The sequence below is a fragment of the Rudanella paleaurantiibacter genome (genome assembly GCF_009184635.1).
In the GTDB taxonomy this organism is placed as follows: Bacteria; Bacteroidota; Bacteroidia; order Cytophagales; family Spirosomataceae; genus Rudanella; species Rudanella paleaurantiibacter.
In genome coordinates, this window is the sequence record NZ_WELI01000003.1 from 411,047 (window position 1) to 427,408 (window position 16,362).

15 protein-coding genes are annotated in these 16,362 nt (G+C 54.7%); 9 read left to right on the top strand and 6 right to left on the bottom strand.

Annotated features, from left to right (window positions below):
* Positions 1–50 precede the first annotated feature (50 nt).
* Positions 51–1,115 (top strand): hypothetical protein, encoded by a 1,065-nt coding sequence (locus tag F5984_RS10345; RefSeq protein ID WP_246168903.1) that lies wholly within the window; start codon positions 51–53, stop codon positions 1,113–1,115.
* A 263-nt stretch (positions 1,116–1,378) separates the two neighbouring features.
* On the top strand, positions 1,379–2,734 hold the full coding sequence (locus F5984_RS10350; RefSeq protein ID WP_152124179.1) for a hypothetical protein: 1,356 nt from the start codon (positions 1,379–1,381) through the stop codon (positions 2,732–2,734).
* Positions 2,735–2,786: 52 nt separating this feature from the next.
* Here F5984_RS10350 and chrA read toward each other — a convergent pair whose 3' ends face one another.
* Complete coding sequence (gene chrA, locus F5984_RS10355) at positions 2,787–3,989, bottom strand: chromate efflux transporter (RefSeq protein ID WP_152124180.1); 1,203 nt, start codon at positions 3,987–3,989, stop codon at positions 2,787–2,789.
* Positions 3,990–4,116: 127 nt separating this feature from the next.
* The gene (locus tag F5984_RS10360; protein WP_152124181.1) at positions 4,117–5,073 is read right to left on the bottom strand and encodes an isopenicillin N synthase family dioxygenase; all 957 of its coding nucleotides are present in this window, start codon (positions 5,071–5,073) and stop codon (positions 4,117–4,119) included.
* A 177-nt stretch (positions 5,074–5,250) separates the two neighbouring features.
* Between F5984_RS10360 and F5984_RS10365 the strand changes: the two genes are divergently transcribed.
* Entirely contained in the window at positions 5,251–6,813 is a 1,563-nt protein-coding gene (locus F5984_RS10365) for an ATP-binding protein (RefSeq protein ID WP_246168905.1), read from the top strand.
* A 135-nt stretch (positions 6,814–6,948) separates the two neighbouring features.
* On the opposite strand, the gene F5984_RS10370 is transcribed toward F5984_RS10365, so the two are convergent.
* The 3 genes from F5984_RS10370 to F5984_RS10380 form a co-directional block, all read right to left on the bottom strand.
* A complete protein-coding gene (locus F5984_RS10370) occupies positions 6,949–7,653 on the bottom strand; it encodes a superoxide dismutase (protein ID WP_152124182.1) in 705 nt (234 codons plus the stop codon).
* A 438-nt stretch (positions 7,654–8,091) separates the two neighbouring features.
* Complete coding sequence (gene recR, locus F5984_RS10375) at positions 8,092–8,703, bottom strand: recombination mediator RecR (RefSeq protein ID WP_152124183.1); 612 nt, start codon at positions 8,701–8,703, stop codon at positions 8,092–8,094.
* Positions 8,704–8,714: 11 nt separating this feature from the next.
* Complete coding sequence (locus F5984_RS10380) at positions 8,715–8,993, bottom strand: ATP-dependent Clp protease adaptor ClpS (protein ID WP_019990379.1); 279 nt, start codon at positions 8,991–8,993, stop codon at positions 8,715–8,717.
* 172 nt (positions 8,994–9,165) lie between these two features.
* On the opposite strand from F5984_RS10380, the gene F5984_RS10385 reads away from it, so the two are divergent.
* From F5984_RS10385 to F5984_RS10410, 6 genes are all read left to right on the top strand, one after another.
* Entirely contained in the window at positions 9,166–10,644 is a 1,479-nt protein-coding gene (locus tag F5984_RS10385; RefSeq protein ID WP_152124184.1) for a sodium:solute symporter, read from the top strand.
* A 54-nt stretch (positions 10,645–10,698) separates the two neighbouring features.
* Positions 10,699–11,481: a DUF2490 domain-containing protein gene (locus F5984_RS10390; RefSeq protein ID WP_152124185.1), complete on the top strand. Its 783-nt coding sequence runs from the start codon at positions 10,699–10,701 to the stop codon at positions 11,479–11,481.
* A 95-nt stretch (positions 11,482–11,576) separates the two neighbouring features.
* A complete protein-coding gene (locus F5984_RS10395; protein ID WP_152124186.1) occupies positions 11,577–12,116 on the top strand; it encodes a hypothetical protein in 540 nt (179 codons plus the stop codon).
* Positions 12,117–12,301: 185 nt separating this feature from the next.
* Positions 12,302–13,423 carry a TonB-dependent receptor gene (locus F5984_RS10400; protein WP_185155478.1) on the top strand — a complete coding sequence of 374 codons (1,122 nt, stop codon included), beginning with the start codon at positions 12,302–12,304 and terminating at the stop codon, positions 13,421–13,423.
* A 9-nt stretch (positions 13,424–13,432) separates the two neighbouring features.
* Entirely contained in the window at positions 13,433–14,326 is an 894-nt protein-coding gene (locus F5984_RS10405; protein ID WP_152124187.1) for a hypothetical protein, read from the top strand.
* A gap of 60 nt (positions 14,327–14,386) precedes the next feature.
* Positions 14,387–15,934 (top strand): phosphatase PAP2 family protein, encoded by a 1,548-nt coding sequence (locus tag F5984_RS10410; RefSeq protein ID WP_152124188.1) that lies wholly within the window; start codon positions 14,387–14,389, stop codon positions 15,932–15,934.
* Between the two features lie 81 nt (positions 15,935–16,015).
* On the opposite strand, the gene F5984_RS10415 is transcribed toward F5984_RS10410, so the two are convergent.
* The gene (locus F5984_RS10415) at positions 16,016–16,357 is read right to left on the bottom strand and encodes a hypothetical protein (protein WP_152124189.1); all 342 of its coding nucleotides are present in this window, start codon (positions 16,355–16,357) and stop codon (positions 16,016–16,018) included.
* Positions 16,358–16,362 lie beyond the last annotated feature (5 nt).

The following is a 16,362-nucleotide window of genomic DNA, read 5'->3' on the forward strand; positions in this document are numbered from 1 at the left end:
TAGACAGGCCCGTTTCTTGCCCTTTACGCCCAATTCGCTTTTTTTGCGCCATGACATTTTTTGAACGCCTTTTCCGGTTTGGTCGGTCCACCCCCGTACCCGAAGCACCACCCGCCCCGGAGGCAGGTCAGGCATCGGTTCCGATGGTAGCCCCGCCTACCCCGTTGCCCCCGGTGGCTGCGCTTCCGGTTGTGCCGCAGGCGGCCCCCGACTGGCTAACCGACGAACGGCTTCTGCGCGACGAAGGGGTTATTTTTGGGTTGTCGGAGGCCCGGCCCGAAGAAAAAACGGCCGTCATCCGAACGTTCTTTGCCCATCAGACGGCCGGTCTCGAACGGCAAATTGAGCAGTACAACGAAAAAATCGGGGAGCTAAACCTGTTTATCGGTCAGCGCGAAAACAGCCTGGCCGAACTGGAACACCGACACACCACACTACTTAATCAACCACCGGCCAACCATCAGTTGCCGCGTACGGTAGTGGGTTTATTGCTGGCCTGCGCCATGTGCGTAGGCAACTACTTTTTGATCGAAACGGCTCTGCAACCCGCTTACCCAACCCACACCACGTTTATAGCGGGGGGTGTTTTTCTGGCCGGTATGTTTGGCCTGTTCAGCCGGACATCGCTGTTTCACGACCCCGATAGCCGCCTGTCGGTTCGGCGAGTGCTCGAAGAGATTGCCCTGCCGGTGGTATCAGCCGGTTTTGTGTGGATGATGGCGCTACAGAGTCAGTCGGCCCCGATGGCCGCAGCCCTTGGCCTGTTTGTGCTGGGGCTATTTCTGTTTGGTGGAAAGCTCCTGCTGGGTTTGCTGACCGTGCTACGCGATGACCTCAGGGCGTACTCTGCCAACCGGCAACTTCTCCAGGATCAACGCGCCTTCACCGCCCGCTACGAAACCGAAACCAAAGCGTTGCGGCACGAAATGGATCAGTTGCGGGCGCAGAAATGGCAAATTTTACCCGACCTGACCCGCACAGAAGCCGAGCGCGACCGGCTCAATGCCCGGCGCGATATGCTGGTGCGGCTGTTCGAGAGCGAATTTAACCTGGCCCGGTCGGTGAAAGATCGGCTGAGCGACGCACAACGCCGAGCTATTCTGGGCGAATCGTAAAAAGGTTTTTTGGTTTAGGGTTTTTAGTTGGAAGCTGACTGGTCGGAACGATAAAATCTATTGGTTGTCTGACATTTTTTGTAGAGACTCGGCATCCTGTGTAGCTCTGACCTTTGCGGCCCTCCGGCCAGAGCTACACGACTTCCACATAATTTGACAAACAGCCAAACTATTGAACAAAAACCCGAACGCCGACCACTAAAAACCAGAAACCGGAACGCCGGCCGCTAAAAACCATAAACTAATAGAAAGAAACCCTACGCATGGAACCAACGAACCAACCCGACTTTCAGCATGGCTACAGCAGTGGCGTTGAGGGCGTCACGCCCGACGCGTACGAGGGCTATTTGTCAAGTCAGGTCAATCTGGATTGGCTCAACGAACGCATCGCCGAGAAGCGCGCTACCATTGAGCAGATTCAGGGTCAGTTGGGCGAAGCAACCGTTGCCCGCAAAACGGCCTTTGCCCAGTTGCAGGAACACCTGCTACAGGTCAGCGTAGCCGCTAAGCGGGTAGAGGGGTTCCAAGCCGAACAGGATGCACTACTGACCGAACGAACGGAGCTGCAACAACGCCGGGCCAAACATACGCCCGAATACTCGTTGCTGGCGGGTTTGCTGTTTCTGGTTGCCGGGGTTTCGTTTCTGGCCGGCGACCTGATTATCTCGCACGAGATTGTGGCCTACGCCCTCAATATTCGTAACACCACCGAGGCCTGGGCCTTTGCTGTGGGGTTGGCTATGGTATCCATCCTGCTTAAACCAGCTTACGACCGGCTGGTGGAGCAACCCTATCAGCGCGACCCGGTCGCGCACGGACGCCGATACGGCCGGTTCAAGATCGGGTTGGCCGTGTTCGCTATGCTGACGCTGGCCGTTCTGGGGTGGTTCCGTTACGAAGCCTACCGCACCGATCAGCTCAAATCAGCCATTAACAAATCGATCCGGCAAATGCAGCAAAGCAGCCTTTCGGCCGATGGCGATGGCACCGTTGCGGCCGACCCAGCCTTGCTCGCCCGGATTGAGAAACAACTTCAGCAGTCGAGCGAGCTGAATTTGACGCTGGTAAACAGCCCGTGGGCTTTGCTTTCGTTTGTCCTGAGCGGACTCTTGTTTGCGTTGGCCGGAGCCGTCTGTCTGGGAATCGGGCTACCCGTACTGTCAGACTTTTGGTTTCGCTGGCTACAGGCCGACTGGCGGCTGCGCCGAATTCGGAAGCGGTTGCGCCGGGTACAACAGGAACTCGAACCCGCCGAATCGACATTGGCGGGGCACCTCACGCGCAAGGCAGTACTGGAACACGAACTGGCCCTCACCCCCGACCCGGCCGAGCTTACGGCCCGGCAGCAGGCTCTGCACGTAGAGATTGACGATATGCTGGCCGAGTGCCGACTGGCGCAGACCGACAGCCGAATTGCCAATTTCACCGATGGTTTCCAGAAGGGTGCCGTAGCCCGCCGAACCTTGAGTGAGGGCGAGCAACAGCAGGTAAAAACAAACTATTTGAGCAATCAGGCCAACGCCAAAGCCCCGCGCCCTACCCTGCCCACGGCCGCTCCGCGCCCCCACGAGGCCTTGCGGAATTTGATTGCCGGGGAGTTGGATAGACGCGAAGAGTAGCTCCGCCGAGGAAGGAAACCAACCGCGCAAGAAGAACAAGAGAGAGGAGATTTTACAACAAAACGCCTATCACCAAACCGCCCATAATGAGCAGAAAAGGCGGCAGTTTGGTGAGTTCGAGTACCAGAATAGTACCCAGTACAGTGGCCACCATCGGCCAATTGGAAGCCATCGGCTCAAAAAGAGCCAAAGCAGCTGCCGCTGTGAGCCCGGTACTTGCGGCATTGATGCCATCGAGCGAGGCCCGCACCGCCCGGTACCGTTTCAACTGATTCCAGAACCGGTACACGAAGAAAATGAGAAACGTACCGGGCAGAAAAATACCCGCCGTCGACACGGCGCTGCCAATCAGTTGCCCGTACGCCCCGTCCGACCGCATCGAAAGCGCCCCTACGTACGAGGCAAACGCAAACACCGGTCCCGGAATGGCCTGCGCCATGCCCAGTCCCGACAAAAACTCCTCGCGGGTGAGGTAATGCTTAAAGGCCACAAACTCATTGTAAAGCATGGGCGTAAGTACCTGCCCTCCGCCAAACACCAGACTGCCGTTGCGATAAAAGTTTTCGAACAACCGAACCGGCAACAACTGCGTTACAGCCCCCAACACAGCCGCCCCAACCAGCACGCCAAGCCACAGAAAAAAATTGGCCCACTCAATCCGAATAGGCTTTTTCTCCATTACCGTCTGTTTTTCGTACGTCAGGGCAGTGGTGAGGCCACCAGCCAGAATTACAACCGGGGTCACATAAGGCGACCGAAAAGCGTAGGCCGTTAGCGCGGCCAGAATACCCAGCACCAGCCCACTCTGGGTTTTGATAACCTTGCGGGCAATCCGATACCCGGCTACAATCAGAAATCCCACTGCCATAGGCTGAATAAACCGGGCAAACCGCAACGACTGATGTTCTTCCTGCAAATAGCCTACCATCATACCAAAGGCGGTCATGATGGCCACCGCGGGCAGGCACCAGATCAGGAGGGTCAGGTAGGCGAGGTTAGGCCCACCAATTTTGAAGCCCAGCGCCGTAACCGTTTGGGTTGAGGTAGGGCCCGGTAAAATCTGACAGAGTGCGTTCAGCTCCATCAGCTCCTCTTCGGTCAGGTAGCCCCGTTTTTCTACAAACCAATCCAGCATCATGGCCAGATGCACCTGCGGCCCCCCGAAGGTGGTCAACGCCAGAATCAACACATCTTTCAAAAAGATGATATACCGAATCTTGCGCACCGGCTTCAGATGAGGGAGGTAGTTGATCATTCGTGGCGCATCCGTGTGGGATGGAAGCAGGCGGAAAGAGGAGTCGGGTCAAAACCGGAATCCGGCAAAAAACCTGCAAGCCAGCGGAGGTCAACCGCCCGGCTTGCAGGTTCAGCAACAAAATACTTTACTTCTTAAGCCCTAATTCGATCAGGCGCTCGTTCAGAAACTCACCGGCCGTCATGTCGGTGTAGAGTTTTGGGTGTTCGGCATCAATGCACGACTCCAGACAGGTCAGGTCCATGTCGCCACGGGGGTGCATGAAGAACGGAATCGAGTAGCGTGAAGTCGCCATTTTTTCGCGGGGCGGGTTCACCACCTGGTGAATCGTCGACTTCAGCTTGTGGTTGGTAAGCCGGTCGAGCATATCGCCCACGTTCACAATAATCTGGTCGGGCAGGGCGGTAATGGCAATCCATTTGCCGTCCCGACGCAACACCTCAAGGCCGTCGGCCGAGGCTCCCATCAACAAGGTAATCAGGTTAATATCGCCGTGAGCAGCCGCCCGAACCGCCCCGTCGGGGGTAGTAACAGGGTCGAGGGGGAAGTAATGCAACGCCCGCAGGATACTGTCGCCGTTGGATACTTTATCGTCGAAGTAATTCTCGGGCAATTCGAGATAGATCGCAATGGCCCGCAACAACTGCCGACCGGTATTCTCTAAAGTCCGGTAGGTCTCAATCGTATATTTACCAAAGTTCGGATACTCTTCGGGCAATACGTTGGCGGGCATATCGCCCACGGGTTCGGGTTGCCCAATGTGGTAAAACTCTTTCAAATCGGCCACGGTAGCCCCTTTGGCCCGCTCACGTCCTTTACCTACATACCCGCGCTGTCCGTTGAGTTCAGTGTGTTCGTATTTCTTCTTGACAGCGTCGTCGGCCTTGAAAAACTCCTGTACCGAATCGTAGAGATTTTTCGTTAATTCATCGGTAAGTCCGTGATTTTTAACCGCTACAAAACCGATATTATTAAATGCGCTACCGAGTGCCTGTACAAAAGCCGCCTTGCGGGCGGGGTCTCCAGAGGTGAAATCCGCCAGATCAAGCGAGGGGATCTCGTCGTATAGTTGTTGATTATCCATTCCAGACTATTATTTAGACGAAATTACAACAACTTCGGTTTTTATACCAAACGATGGCCTTTTGTATCTTGCTCTGGGTAACCTATTTGGGCTATTGAATAAGTTTGCAAGCGCTTTTTTTCGGCCCGTTGTAATTTTACAAACTTTTGTATCCGACGCCAGCGCGCTCCTCAACGCATGAACAACCACTCGACACGAGCCGACATAACCCCCCATTCGCTTTGGCAGAAAGCCCTGGACAAGGTTCCGAACGGTCTGCTTGTGTACGAAATTGTGAAACAGGGAGGTGCCGCTACCCGGCTTCTGATCCAACTAGCTAACCAGCAGGCCGAACGCTTATTTGGCCTTTCAAAAGAAGAAATGACCGGGCGGTTTGCGCACGACCTTTTTCCTGATGCTGGTAATTTCCCCCTTTGGTCCGACATTGAGCGGGCCATTCGCACCGGGCAGCCCACCCGCCGTGAAGTCTTCTCGTCGATAAGCCGGTCGGGTATAGCTGCCTGGTTCGACGTAGGCATTGAGCCCCTCGACGACAATCGGTGCGCGGTGGTTTCGTTTCACGACATTACTGAGTGGAAACAAACCCAACAAAGCCTTCTCAGCGACTCTATCCTGTTTCAGGCGCTCTCCTCTACTGTGCCCGAAATGGGGGTTGTTGCGATTGATTTCTTCCGCAAAATTGCCCTTGCCAACGGTCAGTTACCGGGCTTGTTTATCAGCAATATGGCCGACGATCTGGTGGGTCGCCGGTTTCTCGACGCCATTGAAACCAAATACGGGATCGACTGGCAGCGGTATATCAGCACGGCTTTCGATGGGGAGCAACACTACTTTACCGACCACTGGAACAACTTGCGGTGTGAGATATACGTCGGGCCGGTACGCAATCCGAGCGGGCAGGTGGTGATGGTTCTGGCGGTTTTCAAAAACGTATCGGAGCAGTATGCCCAACAGCAAGCGTTGCAGCAGGCCAACGTGTCGTTGCACCGGTCCAACGAAAGCCTCGAACGGTTTGCCTACGTGGCCTCGCACGATTTGCAGGAGCCTTTGCGCAAGATTCGGGCCTTCGGCGATATGCTCAATGTCCGGTATGCCCCCTCACTCGATGAAGGTGGCCGCGATATGATTGCCCGGATGCAGTCGGCGGCTATCCGGATGGACGAGCTGATTCGGTCATTGCTCAGTTTCTCCCGCATCAACACACCCCTGCTTACCTTCTATCCGGTCAACTTAGGCGATTTGCTGCGGGGAGTACAAGGCGACCTGGAGCTGGTGATTGGGGAAAAAGGCGCCAAGGTGGAGGTTTTGTCGCCGATGCCGGTGGTCGCTGGCGACGAAACCCAGCTGCGCCAGTTGTTTCAGAACCTGATGACCAATGCGCTCAAGTTTGTAGCGCCGGGGGTGGCTCCCCGTGTTACGATTACAGCCCGTATCCTCCCGAAAGAGGAGCTTCCGTATAAGCCCGATCCCAACCTCGCCTATCAGCTACAATACGCCGAGATAAGCGTTGCCGACAACGGCATCGGCATCGATCAGGACAATTTTCAGAAAATCTTCGGGCTGTTTACCCGCCTGCATGGGCGCTCTACGTACGCAGGTACGGGTATCGGCCTGGCTACGACTAAGCGCGTAGCCGAAAACCACGGCGGTACCATTACCGTTTCGAGTGAAGTAGGCAAGGGGACCGTTTTCAACGTGTACCTGCCGGTTGCACCCGACCCGGCATCGCTTACTTTTTAGCCCTCCCGGTTTACCACCCACCGGCCCCATTTCTGCCACAGTACATTACACTCATACTCGGACGTACTAAAAACAAGGCCGCCCGATTGACGAATCGGGCGGCCTCTTCAACAAGCAACTTGCCGTTGGAAGCGCTTACGCGAAATTCTTGCCAATCTTATCCCAATCGTACACGTTCCAGGCGGCTGTCACGTAATCAGGTCGGCGGTTCTGGTACTTGAGGTAATACGCGTGCTCCCATACGTCGAGACCCATGAGGGGCGTACCTTTTTTCTCAGCCAATGCCATGAGCGGGTTATCCTGATTCGGAGTTGAGGTAATCTCTACTTCGTTACCCGTTTTGATGAGCCACACCCAGCCCGAACCAAACCGGCCGGCCGCAGCCTTGGCCCACTCGACCTTGAAGGCATCAAACGAACCAAACTTCTTGTTGATGGCTTCGGCCAAAGCACCTTTGGGCGCTCCACCGCCTTTGGGGCCAATGGTATTCCAGAAAAACGTGTGGTTCCAGTGACCACCAGCGTTGTTGCGGATGGGGGCCGGTGTTTTGGCGTCGATGCTTTTAACGAGATCGTCGATGCTCATTTTCGCCATTTTCGCGTTTTCGGGCTTCACCATCTCTTTGTTGAGGTTATCCACGTACGCCTTGTGGTGCTTGCCATGGTGAATCTCCATGGTTGCTTTATCGATATGGGGTTCGAGCGCTCCCGAATCGAAAGGTAGGGGTGCCAGTTTGAATGGCCCTTCGGCCTGAGCCGGTTTATTGAAGCCAAACGAACGGGTTGTGGCAAACACAGCCGAACCAGCCAACGCAATCTTTAAAAATTCAGCGCGATTCATGAAGCAGTTGTTTTGGTAATGAATAATTCGGTCGTCTGCAAAGACCTTGTCGTGGGCAAATGTAGCAATGCCGCCCTACTTTAAACACCCCCGGCGGCTGTATTCCCAAAAAACGAGCCTGTAGCCGACCAGTCGGCCCTCTTAGTCTGCTTCCATTAGCGGGCATAATGGGCACAAAAAAGCCCCGAAAAGCTCTTTCCGGGGCCTACAAACTCGTTGGCTTATTCTACTTTAACGCGAACCAGGAGATTTTTATGGTATAAAAACCTGGCGTACAGCCCTTCGACAGGCTCAGGGTGACCCAGAATTTGAGTCTAATTGGCTAATTTGGCTCTATTCGACCGTCACCCTGAGCCTGTCGAAGGGTCGCGCGCCAGTTCTACTCGTAACCCATTGTTAATCAGAGACAGTCTTAAAAAAATCAGAACTCATATTCGTTTACTCGTACGCAATTCGGCTCAGAATACTCCGGCCAAGGGTCACTTCGTCGGCATATTCAAGGTCACCGCCAATAGGTACACCCCGGGCGATGGTCGAGATTTTGAGCTTAAATGGCCGTAGTTTCTTCTGGAGATAAAACGCCGTTGTATCGCCTTCCATAGTGGGGCTCAGGGCCAGAATAATTTCGCGCACCTCGCCCGCATCTTCGCCCTGCAACCGTTGCAGAAGCGAGTCAATCTGGAGGTCGCTCGGGCCCACCCCCTCTACCGGCGAAATAATACCGCCAAGTACGTGGTATAAACCCTTAAACTGAGCCGTATTCTCAATAGCGAGTACATCGCGGGTATCTTCAACTACGCAGATAATCGACGCATCACGCCGGTTGCTGGCACAAATACCGCACAACTCATTGTCGGAGAGGTTGTGGCATTTGCGGCAGTACTGAGTACGGGAGCGCACAGCCACCAGCGCATTGGCCAATGACTCGGTTTGTTCTTCGTCGCGTTTGAGTAAGTGGAGTACCAGTCGAAGCGCCGTTTTTTTGCCAATACCCGGCAGTTTCGACACCTCATTTACCGCGTCTTCGACCAGTTTGGATGGAAATTCCATGTATAATTGGTTTACTGCAGAACTTCGGCACTGAGGCCCCGACGGCAGATCTCGTTGCGCATAGGCACGAGTTGCTCCCAAGAGCCATCTTTCACCGAACACTTGCCTTTGTAATGAATAATGAGCGTGCACTGCTCGGCCTGTTCGGGCGTGTGTTCGCACACGTCGATGAGCGTATCGATGACAAAATCGAACGTGTTTACATCATCGTTGAAAACAACCAAATGATATACATCCGTCTCGACAACGTCTTCGAGAACCTCAACCTCATTTTGTTCAAAAGGCAACATAGGAACTAAGTTCGTAGATTGAAAATCGACTTTGTTTGGACAAATTTACGCAATTTTGGCTCTCCAAAGACGAGAATTTAACAGCTGTCCACGGCAGAAAACACTCGATTTCTGAGGGGTCAACCTTCTCTAAATTAACCCACTTCGGGCACAAAAAGTTGCTTTTACCTCCATGAATGCTACCATCGCACTCATCATTCTGATTGCCTATTTTGCCATGCTGATTGCGGTGTCGTACTACACCTCACGCGGGGCCGACACCAATACTTTTTTTACGGCCAACCGGCAATCCCCCTGGTATCTGGTAGCGTTCGCCATGATTGGCACCTCGCTGTCGGGGGTTACGTTTATCTCGGTGCCGGGTGCCGTAGGGGCCTTACAGAAAGGCTTTGAAGGAGTTAAGGCCTTCAATTACTTTCAGGTGGTACTGGGCTACATTGTCGGGTACTACGTGATTGGCACGGTGCTCATGCCGTTGTACTACCGCATGAACCTCATTTCGATTTACGGATACCTCGAAAAACGATTTGGGTTCTGGTCGTATAAAACGGGGGCGGGATTCTTTCTGCTGGCCCGCACCGTGGGGTCGGCGGTACGGCTCTACGTGGCCGCTCAGGTGCTCCAACTGGCTATCTTCAACGCATTCGGCATTCCGTTCGAAGTGTCGGTCGCCATCACAATTCTGCTCATCTGGCTGTACACGTTCAAGGGCGGGGTTAAGACCATTATTGTAACCGACACCCTTCAGACCACATTTCTGGTGACGGCGGTGATACTCACCATTATCCTGATCACCAACGAGCTGAACCTGAGCTTTGGCGAGATGGTGAGCACGGTACAGAGCAGCCCGTACTCCAAAATTTTCTTTTTCGAGAACATCAACGACCCACGCCACTTTGTGAAGCAGTTTATCTCGGGTGCGTTTATTGCCATTGTGATGACCGGGCTCGATCAGGACCTGATGCAGAAGAACCTGACCTGCAAAAACATTGGCGAAGCCCAGAAAAACATGTTCTGGTTCACCATTACGCTCACCATTGTTAACTTCCTGTTTCTGAGCCTGGGGGCCCTGTTGTACATCTACGCCACCCAAAAAGGCATCTCGGTACCCGCTAAAACCGACGACCTGTACCCGATGCTCGCCCTTAATCACTTTGGGCCTGTGGTGGGGATCACATTCCTGCTGGGCATCACGGCGGCCACCTACGCCAGCTCCGACTCAGCCCTGACCGCCCTGACAACCTCGTTCTGTATCGACTTCATGAACGTAGAGAACCGGCCCGAAACCGAACGCGCCCGCATTAAGCACTACGTACACATTGGGTTTTCGGTCCTGTTCTGGATCGTGATCGTCATTTTCAATCAGCTCAATAGTCAGGATGTCATCACGGCCGTGTTCGATCTGGCAGGGTACACCTACGGACCATTGCTGGGTCTGTACGCGTTTGGTTTGTTTTCCAAGCGCCCCGTGCGCGACAATCTGGTGCCGTTTATCTGCATCCTCTCGCCCATCCTGACCATTATTGTTAACAACAACTCGGCAGATTGGCTGGGGGGCTATAAGTTTGGGTTCGAGCGTCTGTTGCTCAACGGGCTGTTCACGTATCTCGGCCTGTGGGCGTTGTCGCGCAAGGCATCTGTAACGGCATAGACCTGCTTCTCTCTGGCACTATTGTTGACGACACCAGGAAAATCTTTCTGGTGTATGAAACACGTATTACGCACAGCTGCGGCCTTATTAGCCATCAACGCATCAGTACAGGCCCAAACCTGGACTTATTTCGGAATGTTTCCGCAATACTCGCAAACCGGCAACGTATCTAAACGACTGAATTACAACGCCTTTATCTCGTCCACGGTCGATCCATTTCACAAATCGACCGAGACCAAGTACTTCCCAACCAGCGACTTACAGCTTTACGTACAACCCAGTCTGCATTACAAACTGACGCCCAACACACAACTTGGCATCGGTTCTGCACACGTTAGGCATCACCTTTTCGGGTTGTATGTAAACGAAAATCGCGTGTGGGCTCAGGCAGTAAGCAGTTTACCGCTTGGCAAGGGGCGCCTGACTCACCGACTCCGTTACGAGGAGCGTTATCCGCTGAACCTGAAAACAAAGCAGTGGTCGTACGCCCAGCTATTTCGGTACCACGTTGGGTTTACGCTCCCCTTGTACAATCCGAAAGAGCAGAAACAAGGCCTGTTTGTATCGGTTTCCAACGAGGCATTCCTGTGTTTGTCGGGCGCAAAAAACAGCCCTGTTAGTTCAAAGAATGCGTTTTACGGCGAAAACTGGATATCGGGTGGCATTGGGTATAACTTTGGTAATCAGCTCGGAAAACTGGAGCTTGGGTACAATTATCAGGATTTGATTCGGAACAAAGCGGGCGATCATCGCCACCTGCATTTGGCACAGGTGACCTGGTCAACCAACTTCACATTGGAGAACCTGGGGGTTTGGTTACTGACACCCCCTTATTAGTGGAATAGCTTAGACTATAATTAATATAGGCTAAATCCTATTGTATTGCCAATTCACTTTATTAGCTTTGTATTGATTTGTTTTAAAAATTAGTCATGAAACGGTTGCTCGGCTTCTCTTTGCTGCTCTTGCTGCTGTACCATTCGCTGGGGGGCGTTGTTGTCGCCATCGGCTCATGGTGGCAGGATCAGCATGACTTGAGCCAGCGCCTGACGGTTTACCGATCGGTGGATAGCCTGGTGGAGTTTCAGATTCCGCTCGACGGCCCCCACGACCCCGCCGACCTGCACGAAGCCACCCGCGAGGGTTTTACCTATCACGACCACTACTACGATGTGGTGAGCGTTGAGATTCGTGACAATATTTTGTTTATCAGCGGCCTTGAAAACAAAGAGGCTTCGTTCTGGCAACGTGATCTGCTTTCGTTCCTGAAAGATACGATCAACACCCAGTCGGAGTCGAGCCGGAAGTCGAGTGGGTGGCTCAAACTCCTCCTGAAAGACTATTCGCTCAACAGCCGCACCATTCTCCATTTCTTCCTATACGACTGGCGCCAGGACATTCGGATTCCCGAAGCGCCCGTTATGCTGCTGCACCGCGCCCTGCCGGTGTTCTCCCCCCCGCCCGAAATCTGAGGGACTATAGCGTAATGTACAATGCGTAATAAGCAATGTTTAATGAAATAGCTGGCCACCCTAAGGGTTAGTCGCCACTATTCATTACACACGTTTCATTGCCCATCAGGCTTTGTGCATTATCTGTTTGGCCTTGTGCACTACCCATTGTGCACGATTCATTGTCCATTCATTTTTCTCAGATCATGAAATTTTCTATACCATGTATAGGGCTGTTGGCTCTATGCCTGATTCCTTATACCCCGGCGGCAGCACAGGGCTGCGTAGCCGTTCGTCACATGAGTTGCGCAGCGCCGACTGGTGCAAACTCGTCTGAATACTTCAAACAACGGGCCGGCACCTGGCAGGTATCGGCCGGCTACCGGTTCTTCCGGTCGTACAAACACTTTGTGGGTACCGAAGAACAAAAACAGCGCGTTGAGCAGGGCACGCAGGTGATCAACGTATCGCACGCGCTCGATCTGGGCGTTACGTACATGCCCAACCCCCGCTGGGCTATTTCGGTCAACCTGCCGGTGCAATACAACGACCGGTCATCACTATACGAACACTACGGAAATGCCGTAGCCACCAACCCTGAGCAAAAGCGCTTCCATACGGGCTCACAGGGTATCGGCGACCTGCGCATTTCGGGAAGCTACTGGGTGGTCAACCCGGCGGCTCTGCCAAAGGCCAACCTCGCCGTTGGTCTGGGGGTAAAACTTCCCACGGGCAACTTCCGCGTGACCGATTCGTTTCACCGGCGCACCAAAGAAGGCGCCGATTACACGATTGTGAAGCCCGTGGACCAGTCCATTCAATTAGGTGATGGTGGTGTTGGTGCCAACGTCGAACTGCAAGGGTATGCGCAGCTTACGGGTGGCCTCACGGCATATGCCAACGGGTTTTACCTGTTCAATCCCCGCGCTACCAACGGTGTAGTGCGCAGCCCCGAAGCGACTACCATTGATCTGGTTACGGGAGAGTTTTCGGTGGCCGATCAGTTTGCGGCCCGCGTTGGCCTGAGTCAGTCGCTGCGGTTTGTACCGGGTCTTTCGGTCATGCTGGGCGGCCGTGTGGAAGGCGTTCCCGCGCACGACGCCATCGGTAGCAGCGTCGGTTTCCGGCGGCCCGGCTACATTGTGTCGGTAGAGCCCGGACTGGCCTACATGAAAGGCCACTATTCGGCCGGGCTTACGGTGCCCGTAGCCGTGGTGCGTAACCGCATCAAGAGCTATGCCGACCGGCTCGACCCGCTGGGTGTGCGTCACGGCGACGCAGCCTTTGCCGACTACCTCATCTCGTTTAACGTATCACGCTGGTTCTAAGCCAACATCATGAAAATTCTACGTCTGTTTGTCGTAGCCGGAGCCCTGCTAACGGGGCTCCCGGCCTGGGCACAAATGCCCCACGACGCCATTTACATGCCCAAAAACTCGGCTTGTATTGCCGGTATGTACGGTCAGAGCACCTGGAACGAATACTGGGAGGGCTCGCTCAAACGCGCGAACTTCAACATCGGTACACACACCACCCAAAGTGCCATGCTGATGCCCGCCATTGGGCTTTCGAACCGGGTGAACCTAATTCTGAGCCTCCCCTATGTCTGGACCAAAACATCAGCCGGCAACCTAATGGGGCAGCGCGGTTTTCAGGACCTGTCGGGTTGGCTAAAGATTCGGCTGGCCGAACACAAGGGGTTGTCCCTGCACGGGGTTGTAGGGGGCTCATTGCCCGCAAGCCGGTACGTGCCCGATTTTCTGCCCATGTCGATTGGGCTGGGCGCCCGCACGGTTACAAGCCGTCTGCTGGTTAACTATACCCACCCCCGCACGGGTCTTTACCTGACGGCCCAAGGCTCGTACAACTGGCGGAGCAACATCCGGGTCGACCGGGATTCGTATTATGCCAACGAACGACTACACCAGACCAACGAGGTACAAGTGCCGAACGGGTACGATGCCGCCGTTCGGGTAGGTGTGTTGCGCCAGAAATGGCAAACCGAGGTGTTTGCCGAGCGGATGGCCAACCTGAGTGGCGACGATATTCGCCGGAATGACATGCCGTTCCCGACCAACAACATGCAGGCCACCACGGTCGGTTGGTACGGCAAGCTACAGCCCCGCCATATTGGTGTCAACGCCCGCGTTGGTTACGTAGTGAACGGGCGTAACATGGGTCAGGCTACCAGCTACACGGTAGGCTTGTTGTATCAGATTGGCGGTTTGTAATCGCGCATTGCCGGGCGTATGCTAATCGGCTTACCCGCTCGGCTCAACTTTTATTTTACCATGAAATCGATATACAAATTTCTCCTCGTAAGCTTCGTTGCGGCCACCTCATCGGCCTTGCTGACCAGCTGCGATAAAACCATTGAAGAACCCCTACGGGTGGGCTATACCCCCGCTACCCTCGACGACAAGGCCGGTACCTGGAAACCCTACATCCTGAGTACACCCACGGCCGTAACAGTAGCGGCCCCGGTTGCTACCACCTCGTCGGCGTATGCAGCCGAACTGAGTTCGCTCAAAGCCAAATCGGCCGAGTTGACCCGCGCCCAGCAAGAGGCTGTGGTGTATTGGGGAGCGGGTGCCGTGTACCGCTGGAACGAAATTGCCCGCGAACTGGCCGCCAAATACAACCTGCCACCGGCTTCAAACGCGGCCGGCACGTACCCCGTCCCCGACCCGGCTAACCCCAATGCCGACCCCCGGTTCCCGTTTGCCAACCCACCTTACACCGCTCGCGCCCTGGCTTACCTGAGTGTGGCACAGTACGACGCACTGGTGGCTACGTGGCACTACAAATACCTTTACAAGCGCGTAGCCCCATCGAAAGTTGACGCGGGTATCCGGGTCGCGTTGCCCGTTTCGAGCCTACCCAGCTACCCGTCAGAAGATGCGGTAGTGGCTGCTGCATCAGCTGTGGTGCTCAAAGCCATGTTTCCGGGCGAGGTGGCTTTCATCGACGCCAAAGTAGCCGAACATGCAGCTAGCCGCCAATGGGCCGGTATGAACGTAGAAAGCGACCTGACCGCCGGTAGCAGTCTGGGTACGCAGGTGGCTGCGCTGGTGATGGGCCGTGCCCGCACCGACGGTATGAGTGCCGCCAACAACCAAAGCCTCACGGCAGGCATGATTGAAGCCGCTCAGGGCCGGGGCCAAACCCAAATCTGGTTGAGTCAGGAGTCACCTATTCGGCCACCAATGCTCCCAAACTACGGAGCCGTATCTACCTGGAACTTCGACCGGGCTACGCTCGTGAAACTACGGCCCGGCCCCGCACCCCTACCCGGCACCGCTCAGTTTGACAAAGAGCTGGATGAGCTGAAAACCATACAGAAAACCCAAACCCGCGAGCAGGCACGCATTGCTAACTTCTGGGCCGATGGAGCTGGTAGCTACACGCCACCGGGGCACTGGCACCGGATTGCAGCCAACGCGGCCCACGAAGCCCGGTACAGTGAGGTTCGGATGGCCCGGACACTCGCCCTGCTGGGCACTACCCTACAGGATGCGGGGGTATGTTGCTGGGAGACCAAGTTCTACTACTACACACCCCGCCCGCAGCAATTTGGCGTAAAAACGTCGGTAGGTTTACCCAACTTCCCCTCGTACACGTCGGGGCACTCTACGTTTTCGGGGGCAGCGGCCACGGTGTTGAGCTACATCTTCCCCGAACGGTCGCAGGAATTCATGGACAAAGCAACGGAGGCTTCGGTTTCGCGGATTTACGGCCTGATTCACTTCCGGTCCGACTGTGAAACGGGCCTGATTTGCGGCAAAAATATTGGCAGCTACGCCGTTAACCGAGGCAAAGCCGACGGCTCGGGGCTGTAAAAATCATTATCCACACCCACCAATCATAGGTATGTAGTCTGTGTTCCCCGTTGGCCGCGAGCCGACGGGGACATTTTTTTGTCAGGAACGCCTTTTTTGCCATTCGCCCAGCCGTACATATCGCCAAAACCCGAACAGTCGGCGGGAAGTCAGGTACTTGAGGTTCTGATCGTTGGCAAAGGCTTCGCGCTCAAAGCTGATGTTTCGGTAGGCTGTGTAATGATCGCCGTACTGAAACAGCCGGTAGAGGTACTCGAACAAATACCAGAGGTAAAACACCACAAGACCCAGCTCCAGCTGTTGCCGCAAATGGATGCGTTCATGGTTGATCAACACCGGCCGGGGGTTGGGTCGGCGTACCAGTACGAACGGCCAGAGCGTTAGTCCATCAACCCACAGAAAGGGCACTACCAGCAGAATCATGCCAC

What these genes read in the sequence shown, in the direction of transcription:
- F5984_RS10345 (WP_246168903.1), top strand. Translation starts at nt 51, where the DNA reads ATGACATTTTTTGAACGCCTTTTCCGGTTTGGTCGGTCCACCCCCGTA.
- F5984_RS10350 (WP_152124179.1), top strand. Translation starts at nt 1,379, where the DNA reads ATGGAACCAACGAACCAACCCGACTTTCAGCATGGCTACAGCAGTGGC.
- chrA (WP_152124180.1), bottom strand. Translation starts at nt 3,989, where the DNA reads ATGATCAACTACCTCCCTCATCTGAAGCCGGTGCGCAAGATTCGGTAT.
- F5984_RS10360 (WP_152124181.1), bottom strand. Translation starts at nt 5,073, where the DNA reads ATGGATAATCAACAACTATACGACGAGATCCCCTCGCTTGATCTGGCG.
- F5984_RS10365 (WP_246168905.1), top strand. Translation starts at nt 5,251, where the DNA reads ATGAACAACCACTCGACACGAGCCGACATAACCCCCCATTCGCTTTGG.
- F5984_RS10370 (WP_152124182.1), bottom strand. Translation starts at nt 7,653, where the DNA reads ATGAATCGCGCTGAATTTTTAAAGATTGCGTTGGCTGGTTCGGCTGTG.
- recR (WP_152124183.1), bottom strand. Translation starts at nt 8,703, where the DNA reads ATGGAATTTCCATCCAAACTGGTCGAAGACGCGGTAAATGAGGTGTCG.
- F5984_RS10380 (WP_019990379.1), bottom strand. Translation starts at nt 8,993, where the DNA reads ATGTTGCCTTTTGAACAAAATGAGGTTGAGGTTCTCGAAGACGTTGTC.
- F5984_RS10385 (WP_152124184.1), top strand. Translation starts at nt 9,166, where the DNA reads ATGAATGCTACCATCGCACTCATCATTCTGATTGCCTATTTTGCCATG.
- F5984_RS10390 (WP_152124185.1), top strand. Translation starts at nt 10,699, where the DNA reads ATGAAACACGTATTACGCACAGCTGCGGCCTTATTAGCCATCAACGCA.
- F5984_RS10395 (WP_152124186.1), top strand. Translation starts at nt 11,577, where the DNA reads ATGAAACGGTTGCTCGGCTTCTCTTTGCTGCTCTTGCTGCTGTACCAT.
- F5984_RS10400 (WP_185155478.1), top strand. Translation starts at nt 12,302, where the DNA reads ATGAAATTTTCTATACCATGTATAGGGCTGTTGGCTCTATGCCTGATT.
- F5984_RS10405 (WP_152124187.1), top strand. Translation starts at nt 13,433, where the DNA reads ATGAAAATTCTACGTCTGTTTGTCGTAGCCGGAGCCCTGCTAACGGGG.
- F5984_RS10410 (WP_152124188.1), top strand. Translation starts at nt 14,387, where the DNA reads ATGAAATCGATATACAAATTTCTCCTCGTAAGCTTCGTTGCGGCCACC.
- F5984_RS10415 (WP_152124189.1), bottom strand. Translation starts at nt 16,357, where the DNA reads ATGATTCTGCTGGTAGTGCCCTTTCTGTGGGTTGATGGACTAACGCTC.